The sequence below is a fragment of the Pseudomonas sp. SDO5215_S409 genome (assembly GCF_054071325.1).
The window spans coordinates 12,768-27,891 of record NZ_JBSVWN010000047.1; the positions used below are offsets into that span (position 1 = coordinate 12,768).

The 15,124-nt window shown below is 62.0% G+C and carries 17 protein-coding genes and 1 pseudogene; 11 read left to right on the plus strand and 7 right to left on the minus strand.

Translation table 11 applies throughout. From position 1 onward, the window contains the following. Positions 1 to 2: 2 nt before the first annotated feature. A complete protein-coding gene (gene lptM, locus ACW9H9_RS21375) occupies positions 3 to 164 on the minus strand; it encodes an LPS translocon maturation chaperone LptM (RefSeq protein WP_322148315.1) in 162 nt (53 codons plus the stop codon). A gap of 239 nt (positions 165 to 403) precedes the next feature. On the opposite strand from lptM, the gene cyaY reads away from it, so the two are divergent. The 3 genes from cyaY (at position 404) to rnk (ending at position 1,504) form a co-directional block, all read left to right on the plus strand. Next, on the plus strand, positions 404 to 736 hold the full coding sequence (cyaY, locus tag ACW9H9_RS21380) for an iron donor protein CyaY (RefSeq protein ID WP_457345159.1): 333 nt from the start codon (positions 404 to 406) through the stop codon (positions 734 to 736). Between the two features lie 3 nt (positions 737 to 739). Further along, positions 740 to 958 (plus strand): DUF1289 domain-containing protein, encoded by a 219-nt coding sequence (locus ACW9H9_RS21385; RefSeq protein WP_457345158.1) that lies wholly within the window; start codon positions 740 to 742, stop codon positions 956 to 958. A 132-nt stretch (positions 959 to 1,090) separates the two neighbouring features. After that, a complete protein-coding gene (rnk, locus tag ACW9H9_RS21390; RefSeq protein ID WP_457345157.1) occupies positions 1,091 to 1,504 on the plus strand; it encodes a nucleoside diphosphate kinase regulator in 414 nt (137 codons plus the stop codon). Here the strand turns inward: rnk and ACW9H9_RS21395 are convergent. The 3 genes from ACW9H9_RS21395 to ACW9H9_RS21405 all read right to left on the minus strand — a co-directional run bounded on the left by ACW9H9_RS21395 (position 1,501) and on the right by ACW9H9_RS21405 (position 5,135). After that, positions 1,501 to 4,341, minus strand: a complete 2,841-nt coding sequence (locus ACW9H9_RS21395) for a class I adenylate cyclase (RefSeq protein WP_457345156.1) — start codon at positions 4,339 to 4,341, stop codon at positions 1,501 to 1,503. The two genes, rnk and ACW9H9_RS21395, sit on opposite strands and share 4 nt — an antisense overlap. 168 nt (positions 4,342 to 4,509) lie before the next feature. After that, a complete protein-coding gene (locus ACW9H9_RS21400; protein ID WP_457345154.1) occupies positions 4,510 to 4,758 on the minus strand; it encodes a TIGR02647 family protein in 249 nt (82 codons plus the stop codon). Positions 4,759 to 4,850: 92 nt separating this feature from the next. Next, a complete protein-coding gene (locus ACW9H9_RS21405; protein ID WP_457345153.1) occupies positions 4,851 to 5,135 on the minus strand; it encodes a hypothetical protein in 285 nt (94 codons plus the stop codon). A gap of 126 nt (positions 5,136 to 5,261) precedes the next feature. Between ACW9H9_RS21405 and ACW9H9_RS21410 the strand changes: the two are divergent. Next, positions 5,262 to 5,920: pseudogene (locus tag ACW9H9_RS21410) on the plus strand (glutathione S-transferase family protein). A gap of 36 nt (positions 5,921 to 5,956) precedes the next feature. Here the strand turns inward: ACW9H9_RS21410 and argH are convergent. Then, on the minus strand, positions 5,957 to 7,351 hold the full coding sequence (argH, locus tag ACW9H9_RS21415) for an argininosuccinate lyase (RefSeq protein WP_457345152.1): 1,395 nt from the start codon (positions 7,349 to 7,351) through the stop codon (positions 5,957 to 5,959). 96 nt (positions 7,352 to 7,447) lie between these two features. Next, entirely contained in the window at positions 7,448 to 7,843 is a 396-nt protein-coding gene (locus ACW9H9_RS21420) for a hypothetical protein (RefSeq protein ID WP_457345150.1), read from the minus strand. Positions 7,844 to 7,896: 53 nt separating this feature from the next. Here ACW9H9_RS21420 and ACW9H9_RS21425 point away from each other — a divergent pair, with 53 nt between their 5' ends. The 7 genes from ACW9H9_RS21425 to rsd all read left to right on the plus strand — a co-directional run bounded on the left by ACW9H9_RS21425 (position 7,897) and on the right by rsd (position 14,291). Next, a complete protein-coding gene (locus tag ACW9H9_RS21425; protein ID WP_457345149.1) occupies positions 7,897 to 8,643 on the plus strand; it encodes a LytR/AlgR family response regulator transcription factor in 747 nt (248 codons plus the stop codon). A gap of 137 nt (positions 8,644 to 8,780) precedes the next feature. Continuing rightward, the gene (hemC, locus tag ACW9H9_RS21430) at positions 8,781 to 9,722 is read left to right on the plus strand and encodes a hydroxymethylbilane synthase (protein ID WP_457345147.1); all 942 of its coding nucleotides are present in this window, start codon (positions 8,781 to 8,783) and stop codon (positions 9,720 to 9,722) included. Further along, complete coding sequence (locus ACW9H9_RS21435; protein ID WP_457345146.1) at positions 9,719 to 10,486, plus strand: uroporphyrinogen-III synthase; 768 nt, start codon at positions 9,719 to 9,721, stop codon at positions 10,484 to 10,486. Before hemC ends, ACW9H9_RS21435 begins: the two co-directional genes overlap by 4 nt. Before the next feature lie 18 nt (positions 10,487 to 10,504). Continuing rightward, positions 10,505 to 11,620, plus strand: coding sequence for a uroporphyrinogen-III C-methyltransferase (locus tag ACW9H9_RS21440; protein WP_457345144.1), 1,116 nt, complete (start codon positions 10,505 to 10,507; stop codon positions 11,618 to 11,620). Between the two features lie 5 nt (positions 11,621 to 11,625). Next, positions 11,626 to 12,867 (plus strand): heme biosynthesis HemY N-terminal domain-containing protein, encoded by a 1,242-nt coding sequence (locus ACW9H9_RS21445; RefSeq protein WP_457345143.1) that lies wholly within the window; start codon positions 11,626 to 11,628, stop codon positions 12,865 to 12,867. Between the two features lie 236 nt (positions 12,868 to 13,103). Next, complete coding sequence (locus ACW9H9_RS21450; protein ID WP_457345142.1) at positions 13,104 to 13,625, plus strand: disulfide bond formation protein B; 522 nt, start codon at positions 13,104 to 13,106, stop codon at positions 13,623 to 13,625. A 207-nt stretch (positions 13,626 to 13,832) separates the two neighbouring features. Then, complete coding sequence (gene rsd, locus ACW9H9_RS21455) at positions 13,833 to 14,291, plus strand: sigma D regulator (RefSeq protein ID WP_457345141.1); 459 nt, start codon at positions 13,833 to 13,835, stop codon at positions 14,289 to 14,291. Positions 14,292 to 14,345: 54 nt separating this feature from the next. Here rsd and ACW9H9_RS21460 read toward each other — a convergent pair whose 3' ends face one another. Continuing rightward, positions 14,346 to 15,011, minus strand: coding sequence for an FKBP-type peptidyl-prolyl cis-trans isomerase (locus ACW9H9_RS21460; protein ID WP_457345139.1), 666 nt, complete (start codon positions 15,009 to 15,011; stop codon positions 14,346 to 14,348). Positions 15,012 to 15,124 lie beyond the last annotated feature (113 nt).

Consider the following 15,124-nt stretch of genomic DNA (forward strand, 5'->3'; position numbering starts at 1 on the left):
CCTTAGTAAGAGTCGTGCTTGTGCGCTTTGGTTTGCGACGATTGCGCCTGTTCGTTCGGGTCTTTGCTGTCATCGGGCAGGTACAGCGGGCCTTTTTGACCACAGGCACTAACGAGGCAGGCGACCGCGACGAGCGCAGCTAAGGAAGAGATCAGGCGCTTCATGGCGAAATCCTTGAATAGGCATTAATTGCGCCCGAGTATACCCACCACCCGCCAGCTTGCCTATGCGATGAAATACCCGTCCGGCGGGGCTTTGCCGAGTTGGCCGTGAATTAGACTACGTTGATTGAGGATATTTCATGCGGCTGCCGGTGATGAAATCGGTATCCTTTGCAATCCTCAAGGCGCGCCCGTATCGTGCGCCGCCTGAGCAGAACCAGACACTTTTCGAGGTTGCCACAATGAGTTTGACCGAAGCCCGTTTTCACGACCTGGTGGATGCCACCCAGCAAGCGTTGGAAGATATTTTCGACGACAGCGGCCTGGACGTGGACCTGGAAAACTCGGCCGGTGTGCTGACCGTCAAGTTCGAAAACGGCACCCAACTGATTTTCAGTCGTCAGGAACCCCTGCGCCAGCTGTGGCTGGCCGCGCGCTCCGGTGGTTTTCACTTTGACTACGACCAAGAAGAAAAGCGCTGGGCCAACGACACCAGCGACGAGCTGCTCAGCGAAATGCTGGCGCGCATCACCCTGGAACAAGCCGGCGTCGAGCTGGATTTCGACGAGATCTGAGCCGTGACCGAGCCCGTCGCCCCGCGCCCGCCCAAGCCGCTGTTCAGTAACGTGAGCCCGGCGGTGCCGTCACCTTGTGTCAGTTTGTGTCGGCTGGATGAACACAGAGTCTGCCTGGGGTGCTTCCGGCACGTTGAAGACATCCGCGAATGGCGCTCGGCGGACGATCAGCGCCGCCGTGTGATCGTGGCCCAGGCCGCAGAGCGCAAGGCCTGCGTCTGAGGTCGTCTTGTTTATTTATTGCGCTGTGGTAGTGTCCGGTTACGCCTCAACTCATCGAGGTCTGTGAGAACCCCGCCTTTTCCTGGCGGGGTTTTGCTTTTTTTGTGCAGAAAAAAGGAGTCTGCCTGAATCATGACCACCGCACCGTCCATCATTCTCACCCGCCTTGACGTGCAGCGCCTGGAGCAACTGATCGACCGCCTGGGCGATGACGCTCCCGGTGTCCTGGCGTTGCAAGCCGAAATCGACCGCGCCGAAGACGTGGTCGGCCACGAGGAAGTACCTGCGGGTGTCGTGACCATGAACTCCAGCGTCCATTGCCGCGAGCAAAGCAGCGGCAAGGACTACCACCTGACGCTGGTGTACCCCAAGCACGCAAATGCCGATGAAGGCAAAGTCTCGATCCTGGCCCCGGTGGGCAGCGCACTGCTGGGCCTGCAGGTTGGCCAGCACATCGACTGGCCAGCGCCGGGTGGCAAAACGCTGAAGCTGCAATTGCTCAGTGTGGATGGCCAGCCGAAAGACGGCGGCGACTTCCCGCTTTAAATCTGCGCCAGCGCGGCGTTGAGCGCCTGTTCCAGCTCGGCCTTGTAGCGCAGGTACAGATTGCTAGGGCTCTGCACATCGCCGAGCAGGCCGGACAGGTCCAGGTCGGTGATGTAGCAGCGGTAGCGCTCGGTTTCCCGGCGTTGCCCGACGATTTCCCGGGCGACCACGGCAAACAGCTGGTCGCCAAATTCCAGCTCGGAAAACTCGCGCTGATTGCAATACAGCGTGATGCCCACCAGCCCTGCCGCGGCTTTGCCGATGATCGCCTGCACATCGTAGAACGGCTTGTTGGCCGGGGTTTGCGGGGCGGGGCGCGGTTCGGCTCGGCGCACGCGACCGCTGCCCGACGGCAATAGCTGGTAATACAGAGTCTGCACCCCGCCCAACGGCTGGTGCGGGTCCAGCGGCGACAGCGCTTCGCGGCGGTAAATGATCGATTGAAGGAAACGCTGCAACGGCACCAGCAGGCTGTGTTCGTCGTGAAACGGCAGCCGTTGTTGCCACAGGGCGTTGAACTCATCGAGCACGTACAGCTCGGCAAACGCCTCGTTGATCCGATAAAACACCTGCACGCAATCGGGCAGGCCCATCGGCAGCAGCAGCGCCAGGTCGTGGTCTTCCAGGGCCATGGCGTCCAGGTGCAGCGGGCTGTAACTGGCCAGTTCTTCGCTGAGGTAGGCGATCAACGCGTCCTGGGTCGCCAGGGGCACATGGTTGGCTTGGCCGGGCGTCAATTCCATCACGTGATAGTGCTGCTGCACTTGCAGCAGGTAGCGGTGATTGGCCTGGCCCAGCAGCAGGTTTTGCACCGTGTCGAAGATTTCTTCCACGCGCCGGGCAATGAACTGCGCACGGTTGTGGCAGAAACAGCGCACCTTCAGCCGCGGCAGGTGGTTGGGGGGCAGTTGGTTGAGGTAGTCGCGCAGGCAGTCGAGCAGGGCGTAGGGGCCGTCGTAGCGGCTGGTCAGCACCTCGTTCCAGCTGTTGAGCGTGACCTGGTCCAGGGTCAGCACCAGGTTTTCGCGCACGCCCGCGTAACTCAGGGAGTCGGTGCGCTCGGTGGTCATCAGGATGTTGAGGTCGCGATGATGCTTGAGCGGGTCGATGCCCACGTTGACCAGAATCAGTACCTCTTCGGGCACTGGCTGGCGCAGCAGCGCTTCCTCATCCACGCTTGCCAGCGGCAGGCTGATGGTGTGTTGCAGGCTGCCCAGCAGGTTGAACAGCTCGAATTCGGTCATGTCGCTGGTGCCGGGGTGCAAGGCCAGGCGGGTGCTGCTGTCGATCACGCCGTTGCGATGGCACCAGGTGAGCATTTCCAGCAGGTCGCGGCTGCGCTTGATCGGCGCGAAGTGCTCCCATTCCAGGGCCGTGAGGCTGCCGTTGTACAGGCCCCAGTGGTGCTGGCCCGGCTCTTTGCGGTTGGGCGATTGCACCAGGGTCAGGGTGTCTTCGGCCAAGTCCGGGGCAATGCCCGGGTTGATGAACTCGACCTTGCCGGCCTTGCGCTCAAAGGCCGCGTACAGGCGCCGGCCCAACACGTTGAGGTCGCGCTTGTTGATCAGGCTGACGGTCTGCTCGGTGCGGGCAAACTGGGTCAGGAAGCGATAGCTGTAGTTGAGCTCGTTGACCAGCGCGCGCCGTTCGGAGGCCACCTGGCGCACTTTCCACTGGCTGCGGCTGTCCAGCAGGGCCAACTGGCGCTGGTCCCAGCCCCATTCGTTGGCCAGTCGCTCCAGCAGCAGGCGCTGCCAGCTGGCGCCGCGCTGGCCGGTGGTGAGTTTGCGATTGACCTTCAGGTACAGGCTGCGCCGCACCAGTTCCAGGCGTTCGGGTTCATTGCGGGCCTTGAGGTATTCCTCGATCCGGCGGTACACCACGATGTACGGGTCCAGCTCGTCCAGGTTCACCTGGTTGGCGAACACCGCGCGCTTGAAGCGCAGGCTCAGGCATTGCACGTGCGGGTGTTCGCTGGCGTACACCTCGGTCAGCAGGAGTTTTAGCACCGATTTGTAGGGCGATTCGATGCCCTTGAACAGTTGCCACAGGCCTGCACCGATGAATTCGCCGGGCGGGATGTGGGCCAAGTGGCCAAGGTCCAGGGTTTCGTCGGCGGGGATGAACCGTTTGGAAATCAGCGCGTGGGTGAACTCGGCGTAACGGGTTTCTTCGTACACCGGCACCATCCACCAGATCGGCGTGCGCCCGGCGAGCCAGATGGCGGTGCGATAGAACTCGTCCAGCAACAGGTAATGCTGGCTGGTGCCGCAGTCTTCGGAACTCAACTGGGCGTCGCGCTCGCCGAGCACGAACCGCGTCGGTTCGATCAGAAAAAAATGCGCCTCGGCGCCCATGGTCAGGGCCCAGGCCTCCAGCAATTGGCATTTCTTGCGCAGCTCGGCCAGTTCGTTGTCGCCCAGGTCGGCGGCGTGGCAGACCCACACGTCCATGTCGCTCTGATCCGCCTGGGCCAGGGTGCCCAGGCTGCCCATCAGGAACAGGCCGTGGATCGGCGTGGGCGGGTTCCCGCGCCGGGGTTTGTAGGAAAAGGTGCGGGTCAACCGCTGAGCGTCGGTCAAGGCTTGGGCGTCGGGCTCGAAATTCGACAGCCCGGCCGGGGTGCTGCCCGACACATAGCCGGGCAGCAACGGGTGATTGACGTGAAAAAACAGCGGCAACAGCGTGAGCACGCTTTGTTGGCGCGGGGTCAGGCCTTCCAGTGCCCGGGCCATGCGGCCTTCGTTCAGGGCCATGAATCGCGCGCGCAACCGGGCCAGCACCTTGCGGTCGATGCCTTCGTCCAGGTCGGGGCGTATTTCATGGGTGAGGGGCATGTCGAACTCGTTGGCTTGCAGGGCCCGACATGGGCGGCCGCGTAGGAGTTTACAGCCAGTAGCGTAGGACGTTTAGAGGGAATTTGTTTTTGACGTCAAAATTTTATCACTGGCACACAGAGGCCCGCGAAATCCCCGGAACAGGGACCCCGTGGGCGATACGGTGTGTCAGGCGGCTTCGGTTTGCGTGGACAGAATAGTCAGCAGGCTTTGTGCGTGTTCGGCGGCGTCCCGACCGAGGCTGGTCAGGTAGCCTCCGTCTGGCTGGGTGATCAATTCTTTGTCGAACAGGCGATGGGCAGCCGCGATGGCAGAAGGAGCGGCGGTCTGATGAACCTTCAGGCCTTCCTGGGAGCTGCCCAGGTTAAACAGTGCAAGGATTTCCAGTTCGGCAACCAACTCAGGGGTATACGACATAAGGACTCCAGACTTTCTAGGAATTGTTAGGCGCAAGCAGTCCATAAGGTGGACCCACTTTGCCGAGCTGTCCAGTCAGACGTAGTCGGTGCTTATGGCTTTTCCGGTGGCAGCTCGGGCAGGGCGCGCAAGGCGGTTTCGTACCATTGGGTGTCGAACGCGCGGTCTTCTTCAAGCAGGGCGTCGATTTCGATGGCGAGCACATGGGCCATCATGTTCAGGATGTCGTCGCGCTCGTAACCCACCAGGGTCAGCTTGTTGAACGTGGCTTTGGCCGCAGGCGGGTTGTCGCTTTCGATCTGGTTTTCGATCGCGTCGATCAAGGTGGTTTCGGTGAAGGCTTCTTCGTCGTTGTCGATGTCGGTTGGCTCGCTCATGGCGGGGCTCCTGAAGGAAAGGGTGCCAGTCTACGCCCATTCAGCACACTGATGGCGCTGGCCAGATCCCGCCGTGCGTTCTATAACTGGCCCCTGCCAACCCCTCGTCCGGCCAGGAGGCACGTGATGCTCAAACTTTATGGTTTTTCGGTCAGCAACTACTACAACATGGTCAAGCTGGCGCTGCTGGAGAAAGGATTGCCCTTTGAAGAGGTCCCGTTTTACGCGGGCCAGACCGCCGAAGTGTTGGCGGTGAGCCCTCGTGGCAAAGTGCCGGTGCTGGGCGTCGGTCAGGGTTTTATCAATGAAACCAGCGTGATCCTCGAATACCTTGAGCAGACTCAGGAAGGGCCGTCACTGCTGCCGGGCGATCCCTTCCAGCGTGCCCAGGTGCTGGCGCTGTGCCGGGAAATCGAGCTGTACATTGAGCTGCCCGCGCGGGCGTGCTTTGCCGAGGCGTTTTTTGGCATGCAGGTGCCCGAGGCGATCAAGGACAAATCCAGGACTGAATTGCTGCTGGGCATCGGTGCCTTGAAGCGGCACGGCAGGTTTGCGCCCTATGTGGCGGGGGAGCGTTTTACCCTGGCAGACCTGTACTTCATGTACAGCGTGGACAACGCGTGCGGCGTGGCCCGAAACCTGTTGAGCTGGACCTGTTAGCCGAGCTGCCAGCGGCCAAGGCGCTGCTCGAGCGCTTGCACGCGTTGCCTAATGCCCGGCGAGTAGCGGCAGACAAGGACGCGGCGATGCCGGCGTTCATGGCGATGATTGCGGCCAAGAAGTAGGCAGGCCAGCGTCACCTGGCTTGCCTGCGAGGCGTTTTAGCGGCTGGCCAGCAGTGCCTGGCCGCGCACCACGGCGGCCTTGACCTGCGCCGGTGCGGTGCCGCCCACGTGGTTGCGAGCGTTTACCGAGCCTTCCAGGGTCAGTACGGCGAACACGTCCTGCTCGATCTGGTCGCTGAATGTGCGCAGTTCTTCCAGGCTCATTTCGGCAAGGTCCTTGCCGGTGTCCACGCCGTATTTCACGGCGTGGCCGACGATTTCGTGGCAGTCACGGAACGGCAGGCCACGACGCACCAGGTAGTCGGCCAGGTCGGTCGCGGTGGAGAACCCGCGCAGCGCCGCTTCACGCATGATGGCGTGCTTGGGCTTGATCGCCGGGATCATGTCGGCAAACGCACGCAGCGAGTCGCGCAGCGTGTCGGCGGCGTCGAACAGCGGCTCTTTGTCTTCCTGGTTGTCCTTGTTGTAGGCCAACGGCTGGCCTTTCATCAGGGTCAGCAGGCCCATCAGTGCGCCAAACACCCGGCCGCTCTTGCCGCGAACCAGCTCCGGCACGTCGGGGTTTTTCTTTTGCGGCATGATCGAGCTGCCGGTGCAGAAGCGGTCCGGCAGGTCGATGAACTGGAATTGCGCGCTGGTCCACAGCACCAACTCTTCGGAGAAACGCGACAGGTGCATCATCGCAATGCTGGCGGCGGCGCAGAATTCGATGGCGAAGTCACGGTCCGAGACATTGTCCAGCGAGTTGCCGCCCACGGCGTCGAAACCCAGCAGTTGTGCGGTGTAGTCGCGGTCGATCGGGTACGTGGTGCCCGCCAGCGCGGCGCTGCCCAGCGGCATGCGGTTGGTGCGTTTGCGGCAGTCCACCAGGCGCTCGTAGTCACGGCTGAGCATTTCGAACCAGGCCAGCAGATGGTGGCCGAACGTGACCGGCTGCGCGGTTTGCAGGTGGGTGAAGCCGGGCATGATGGTGCCGGACTCGCGCTCGGCTTGCTCCAGCAGGCCTTTTTGCAGGCGGGTGATCTCGGCCAGGATCAGGTCGATTTCGTCGCGCAGCCACAGGCGGATGTCGGTGGCCACCTGGTCGTTACGGCTGCGGCCGGTGTGCAGCTTTTTGCCGGTCACGCCGATGCGGTCGGTGAGGCGAGCCTCGATGTTCATGTGCACGTCTTCCAGGTCGACGCGCCAGTCAAAGGTGCCGGCTTCGATTTCGCCCTGGATGGTAGTCAGGCCGTCAATGATGCTGTCGCGCTCGGCGTCGGTCAGCACGCCGACCTTGGCCAGCATCGTGGCGTGGGCGATGGAGCCCATGATGTCGTGGCGGTACAGGCGCTGGTCGAAAGTGACGGAGGCGGTGAAGCGGGCGACGAAGGCGTCGACGGGTTCGCTGAAGCGGCCGCCCCAGGACTGGTTGGTCTTGTCGGTGCTCATGAATGTGCTCGTGATGGGCTGGAAAGAGGCGTGAAAGTGTGGCGCCGATCATAACAGGGTTGCCCTGGGAGGCGATGGAACGGCGGTCGGGCATTTTTATTTGTTTGCGAAGTGGCCAAGTGCCTTGCCGCCGACCGCGTGCAGGACGAGACTTGAGGGCAGGAGGTTTAAAGCGGCGAGCCCTTGAGGTAATAAAGTGGGGTTAATTGGAACGATATTTGTCAATTGAGCAATATCGTCTTCGTGAGCGTCTACAGTTGCACTGATAGAGCGTTGCTCGGTGCACCAATGCCGGGCCGTGCGGTCGAACTCCAGGCTATTCATTTGTAGAGGGGGGTGTTCGTATTGTGTATCAGCAAACCCTACGACGATGTCCGAGGGCAGCAGGCCTCTGGCACGATTGAACAGGTCCGGGTAAATATTGGTGCCGCTTTTGGGGCACTTTTTGCCGCTTGCGCCAGTCTTAGCGTGGATCGCCGTGACGTAAGTCACCGCACCTGTCTACGCTATCCTTGTGCGAGACTCACGCAGGAATCCAGCGCAATATGAATGTCCTGATCGTTGATGACGAACCCCAAGCCCGCGAGCGGCTGACCCGATTGGTCGGCGAACTCGAGGGGTACACAGTCCTTGAGCCCAGCGCCACCAGTGGCGAGGAAGCCCTGGCCTTGATCGACAGCCTCAAGCCGGATGTCGTGTTACTCGATATCCGCATGCCCGGCCTTGACGGCTTGCAGGTGGCGGCCCGCTTGAGCGAGCGAGAATCACCGCCTGCGGTGGTGTTGTGCGTCGGGCAAGACGAATTTTCCCTCGAGGCCCTTGAAGCCAGCGGCGCGAGCTTTGTGGTCAAGCCTGCGAGCGCGGACGCCCTGTTGCGTGCGGTCAAAAAGGCCGAGCGGCCCAACCGCGTGCAACTCGCGGCCTTGACCCTGCCCGCGGCGCAAAGCGGCAACGGCCCGCGCAGCCATATCAGTGCACGTACCCGCAAAGGCATCGAGCTGATTCCGCTGGACCAGGTGGTCTACTTCATTGCCGATCACAAGTACGTGACCTTGCGCCATGAGGCTGGTGAGGTGCTGCTCGATGAGCCCCTCAAGGCACTTGAAGACGAATTCGGCGACCGCTTTGTACGCATCCACCGCAACGCCCTGGTGGCCCGCGAGCGTATCGAAAAGTTGCAGCGCACCCCGCTTGGGCACTTTCAGCTGTACCTCAAGGGGCTCAATGGCGACGCCCTGATCGTCAGCCGGCGCCATGTCGCCGGCGTGCGCAAGATGATGCAGCAGCTCTAGCCCGTGGGCGGGGCGGCTCGCGTCTCTGGTCCCGATGCGATAGGGCCAGGCAGGCCCTTGCGATTACTGATTCAAATCAAAGCGCATTGACCTGAGCTGTTATGATCTGCCGTCTCTATATCAGTACGGGTTGATCCATGTCCTCTCGCGAAATTCGCATTGCCACCCGCAAAAGCGCCCTGGCCCTGTGGCAGGCCGAATACGTCAAGGCACGCCTGGAGCAGGCCCACCCCGGCCTTACAGTGTCGTTGGTGCCGATGGTCAGTCGCGGCGACAAGTTGCTTGATTCACCACTGTCGAAAATCGGCGGCAAAGGCTTGTTCGTCAAGGAGCTGGAAAACGCTCTGCTGGAAAACGAAGCCGACATCGCTGTGCACGCAATGAAAGATGTGCCGATGGACTTTCCCGAAGGCCTGGGCCTGTTCTGCATCTGCGAGCGTGAAGACCCGCGTGACGTGTTTGTGTCCAACACCTACGCGTCGCTCGAAGAACTGCCGCAGGGCAGCATCGTGGGCACTTCAAGCCTGCGGCGCCAGGCGCAACTGCTGACCCGTCGCCCGGACCTGCAAATCCGCTTCCTGCGGGGCAACGTCAACACGCGGCTGGCCAAGTTGGACGCGGGCGAATATGACGCCATTATCCTTGCGGCGGCCGGTCTTATCCGCCTGGGCTTTGAAGACCGCATCACCTCGGCGATCAGCGTCGAAGACAGTTTGCCAGCGGGCGGCCAGGGCGCGGTCGGCATCGAGTGCCGCACCGCAGACCACGAAATTCACGCCTTGCTCAAGCCGCTGGACCACCACGACACCGACACCCGTGTGACTGCCGAACGTGCCCTTAACAAGCGCCTCAACGGCGGGTGCCAGGTGCCGATCGCCTGTTACGCGGTGCTTGAGGGTGAAAACCTCTGGCTGCGCGGCCTGGTGGGTGACCCGCAGGGCGGTCTGCTCCTCACCGCCGAGCGCCGCGCGCCGCGTGGCGAGGCGGTCAGCCTGGGTATTATGGTAGCTGAAGAACTGCTGGCAAAAGGCGCCGGCGCCATCTTGCAAAAAGTCTACGGCGAGGCTGGCCCGCAGTGACGGGCTGGCGTGTGCTGTTGACGCGGCCCGCCGAGGAATCGGCGGCGCTGGCGGCCACCTTGGCCGACGCTGGCATCTTCAGCAGCAGCCTGCCGTTGCTGGGCATCGAAGCATTGCCCACCACGGCCGAGCAGCACGCCACGTTTCGCGACCTGGACCGCTACTGTGCAGTCATCGTGGTGAGCAAACCTGCGGCGCGGCAGTGCGTGCAACTGCTGGCCCAACACTGGCCGCAACCGCCCGGGTTGTCGTGGTTCAGCGTCGGCGCCGCGACGGCTCAGGTGCTGGCGGATCATGGGCTGGACGTCCGCTACCCGCCCCAGGCCGATGACAGTGAAGCCTTGCTTGAACTGCCCGCCTTGCGCGAGGCTATCGCGCGGCCCAATGCCCGGGTGCTGATCCTGCGGGGTGAAGGTGGCCGGGGCCTGCTGGCAGAGCGTTTACGCCAGAGAGGTGCTAGTGTCGACTACCTGGAACTGTACCGGCGATTTATGCCCGAATACGCCCCGGCAGCGCTGAGCCAACGCATAAACGTGGAACGCTTGAACGGCCTGGTGGTCAGCAGTGGGCAGGGTTTTTTTCACCTGCACGCCCTGGCGGGTGCCGACTGGCCCCAAGTGGCACGGTTGCCGCTGTTCGTGCCCAGCCCGCGAGTGGCCGAGATAGCGCGGGCGGCGGGTGCGCAAACTGTTGTGGATTGTCGCGGCGCGAATGCCGCGGCTTTGTTAGTGGCGCTACGGAGTCATACCGTTCCCACTCTCTGATACGCGAAGGATGGATACGTGAGCGAAACAGCCTTGCCTAAAGATGAAGCTCAGCCCGCGCTTGATGCGCCGCGTGAGACACCTGCCCCCGCTCCACGCCGGGGTAATGGCCTGGCCATCGTGGCCTTGCTGCTCGGCGCCGCAGGTGTTGCGGCCGGTGGTTGGGGGATCTGGCAGGTCCGCGCGCTGCAAGCCAGCAGCCAGCAACAGTCGAGTCAGGTGCAAACCCTGGACGACCAATCCCAGAGCCTCAAGCAGGGCCAGCAACAACTGGCCACGCGCCTGGGCCAGTTACCGGGGGCTGACGAGCTGGAAGAGCGTCGTCGCCTGGTCGCGCAGTTGCAGGGCGACCAACAGCGCCTGAGCCAGCGCCTGGAAACCGTGCTGGGCGCCAGCCGCCAGGATTGGCGCCTGGCCGAAGCCGAACACTTGATTCGTCTGGCGAGCTTGCGCTTGTCGGCGTTGCAAGACATCAACAGCGCGCTGGCACTGGTCCAGGGCGCAGACGAGATCCTGCGTGAACAAAGTGATCCGGGTGCCTATGCCGCCCGCGAGCAATTGGCCAAAAGCCTTGTCGCGCTGCGCAGCCTCGAGCAACCGGACCGCACCGGGTTGTACCTGGAATTGGCCGCCCTGCGCGACCAGGTGGTGCAGTTGGCGGCCGTCGCGCCGGAGTACCAGCTGACGGAGGCCGCGAGCGAAGGGCGCCCGACCACCGACACCGACAACCGCTGGAGCCAATGGTGGGCGCAGATCTCCCGCTATTTCCGCATCGACTTCAACCCGGACGACAACATCCGCCCATTGCTGGCAGGCCAGGGTCTGAACCAGGTGCGCCTGGCCTTGAGCCTGACGCTCGAGCAGGCACAATGGGCGGCGCTCAATGGCGAGTCTGCGGTGTACAGCCGCTCGTTGAGCGAAGCGCGCAGCGTGCTGCAAGACAACTTCAACCAGGACAACCCGCAAAGCAAAGCCATGCTGGCCCGTATCGGCGAGCTTGAGCCCAAGGCCGTTTCGGTGGTGACGCCGGATTTGGCCGCCAGCCTAGCGGCCGTGCAGGCGTACCTTGACCGTCGCCACTTGTCTGCGGACGAAGCCAAGGCTTCCGCTGGCAAACCGGCGGCCCAGGAATAAAGCCTATGAAGCGTTTCTACGTGATTCTGGTGCTGGCAATTGCGATCGCCCTGGCGCTGGGCGTGGGTATTTCGAAGCACACAGGCTACGTGTTGATCACCTATCCCCATGTGCTCAATTACGAGTCGGGGTTGTGGTCGTCGCTGGTGGGGTTGTTTGTCGTCGGCCTGGCGATCTACCTGGTTCGCGTGCTGCTGGGTTTGGTGATGGCGTCTACCGGCGTGGTCAACCCGTGGTCGCGGCGTAACCGCAGCCGACGTGTGCAGATCGCGATCGAGCAAGGCCAGATGGACCTTGCCGAAGGGCGCTGGGCCAGTGCCGAGCGTCACTTGCACCGTGCCGCCGAGGCGGAGCGCCAGCCGCTGTTGTACTACCTCGGCGCTGCCCGTGCGGCCAATGAACTTGGGCGCTATGAAGCGTCCGATGGCCTCCTGGAGCGTGCGTTGGAGCGCCAGCCCCAGGCGGAACTGGCGATTGCCCTGAGCCATGCGCAACTGCAGATGGACCGTGGCGACACTGATGCGGCGCTGATTACCTTGCAGGCCATGCATGAGCGTCACCCGCACAACGTTCAGGTCTTGCGCCAATTGCAGCGCCTGCACCAGCAGCGGGGCGACTGGTCTTCGGTGATTCGCTTGTTGCCCGAGTTGCGCAAGGACAAAGTCCTGCCGGCCGCCGAGCTGGCTGACCTGGAGCGCCGCGCCTGGGGCGAAAACCTGAGTTTGGCCGTGCAGCGTGAAACGCACGGCGAGGCTGGCCAGCAGTCGCTGGAGCGGGCCTGGCAGCAGTTGACCAGCGCCCAGCGCCAGGAGCCGCAACTGGTGCTGGCCTACGCCGAACAGCTGCGCCAGCTGGGCGCCGATGCCCAAGGCGAAGAAGTGCTGCGGGGCGCGATCAAGCGTGAGTACGACAGCCACCTGATCAGGCTCTATGGCCTGCTGCGCGGCAGCGACCCGGCCAAACAGTTGAAGTTTGCCGAGGGCTGGCTCAAGGACCACTTGGACGATGCCAGCCTGCTGCTGACCTTGGGCCGCCTGTGCCTGCAAAACAGCCTGTGGGGTAAGGCCCGGGACTACCTGGAAAGCAGCTTGCAGGTACAGCGCAACCCCGAAGCCTGCGCCGAGCTGGCGCGCCTGTTGGCCCAACTGGGCGACACCGAGCGCAGCAACCAGTTGTTCCAGGAAGGCCTGGGGTTGCTGGACAAGCGTTTGCTGGCGTCGCCGTTGCCCGTACCTGCCCGGGCGTAATGTGGGAAATATCACAGCGGTTGGCTCGGAATTGTCCACAGCCAGCCGCTGAATACCGCTCGATAACCTGATGCAGAGAGGGTCGCAGCAAAGTCCTACGCGCTATTTCGCTTATTCCTCCCGTTCTTTACGGGATATCCCTATGATCTCGCGGAATCGTCTGCTGCAACGCGTATTGAAAGGGGTAAGGCGTTTCCTCTACCGTAGCCACCTGTCTTTTGCGTTGCGGATAAACAATGTCCTTGGCCCCTTCACGTTCCTTGTTCCTCCTGGCATTCATGGCGGGTGCGCTGACATTGGGCGCCTCCTTTTACCTGGAGTACGGGGTTCTCTTGCGCCCTTGTTTCCTGTGCCTGGTGCAACGCGGCCTGCTGGCTGCCTTCACGCTTATCAACCTGGTCGCGGCCATTCACGGGCCCGCGCGATCCGGCATTTACCTGTATTGGCTGGCCAGCATGGGGTGCGCGCTGCTGGGCGCCATTACCGCGATACGCCAAGTACTGCTGCAAAATATCCCGCCCGACCAAGTGCCTGACTGCTGGCCCAGCCTGCAATACATGATCGAACACCTGCCGCTGCAAGAAGCATTGAAACCGATATTCAAGGGCACCGTCGACTGCGTGGAAATCAACTGGACGCTGTTCGACCTGAGCCTGCCGGAGTGGAGCCTGTTGTTCTTTATCGCGATGCTTATCCTGGGGGCCACGCAGTTTTCGCGCGTATTTCTGAGCCAGCCGTTGCCATGGGTGAGGCAGTGAAAGGGCTTGGAAAGTTGTAGGAAAGGATTAAACACTTGTATGAACTTTCTCTGGTGCGTACCTTGATGCCATAGTCATGCGGGCATAATCTGGCCCGCACGCGTTATCGAAAGAGACTGTTTGATGCGGCTTTGTCCGGTTGCTGCTTTGTTCTTGAAGTGTTGCACGGGCAGGGTGGCCCGGCCCCAATAGGGAAGAGAGATCATCATGCTGGAAAGTTGTCAGAATGCTCAGGAACGTTGGGGTGGTGTGCACAAGCTGATCGATGGCTGGTTGAAAGCACGTCAGGAATTGGTTCGGGCCTTCGACGCACTGGGCGCCAAGCCGCAAGCGCTGGCCGAAAACCGCAAACCCTTGCAGGAGTTTTGTGGCGTGCTGGTGGACTATGTGTCTGCGGGGCACTTTGGGATCTACGAGCAACTGACCAAGGAAGCCGAGGCTTTCGACGATCAGCGTGGCCTGGAGCTGGCCGAAACGATCTACCCGCGCATCGACGTCATCACCGAGAAGCTGCTGGCCTTCAATGACCTGTGCGACGCCGGCCAGTGTGTTGCCGAAAAATTCAAGGAGCTGGGTGGCCTGCTCCACGAGCGTTTCGAGCTGGAAGACTGCCTGATCGAAGTGCTGCACAACGCGCACAAAGAAGAGTCTGCCGCTCAGGTTTGATCGGCGGTGCAAGGCAAAAAAACGGTGCGCATGGCGCGCCGTTTTTTGTGGGCGTCAGGCGCCGGTGCCGAGCAATTCAATCTCGAACACCAGCGGTGTATACGGCTGGATCAACTCACCTGCGCCCTCGGCACCGTAGGCCTGGGCCGATGGAATCACCAGGCGCCATTTCGCGCCCACCGGCATTTGCTGCAACGCGGTCTGCCAGCCACTGATCACGCTGTCCAGACGAAACCATTGGGGCTGTGTGCTCTGATCAAAGATCGTCCCGTCGGGCAGGCGCCCTACGTATTTCACCTGGACCCGCTCATTGGCCGCCGGCTTTTTTCCGGTGCCGGGTGCCAGCTCGCTCACCAGAATGCCACCGGCCAATTCGCGCACACCGCTCTTGGCTTTTTCCGAGGCAAGAAAGTGTTGTTCGGCGGCGAGTGATTTTTCACTTTGCGGCGTTGAATCGTCCGGTGTGTTCTGCGCTTCGTGTTGGGCAAGCACCTCTTGAATGCGTGCGTCATCGAGGGCGAGCGGCTTGCCTTGATAGGCTTGTTTCAGGCCGTCGAGGAGTGCCTGGATCTCAAGGTCGGGCACCTCTTGGTGCAGGCGTTCACCCAGGCTTGCGCCCAGGCTGTAGGCCAGGTCGTGACGGTCTTTGTCGGGGGATGGTTCGCTCGCATTGGCGGCGCAGATCGCCAGGCTCAATGCTAAAAAAAGGTAACGCGGCATGGGCGTTCTCCAACCGAAAGTGCGACGGATTATGCCAGCGTGAAGGCTTAAAAAGTGGAGAGGTTTTTCGTTATATCGATAAGAAATTCTGTGCGCTGCAACGCATCGTCTTC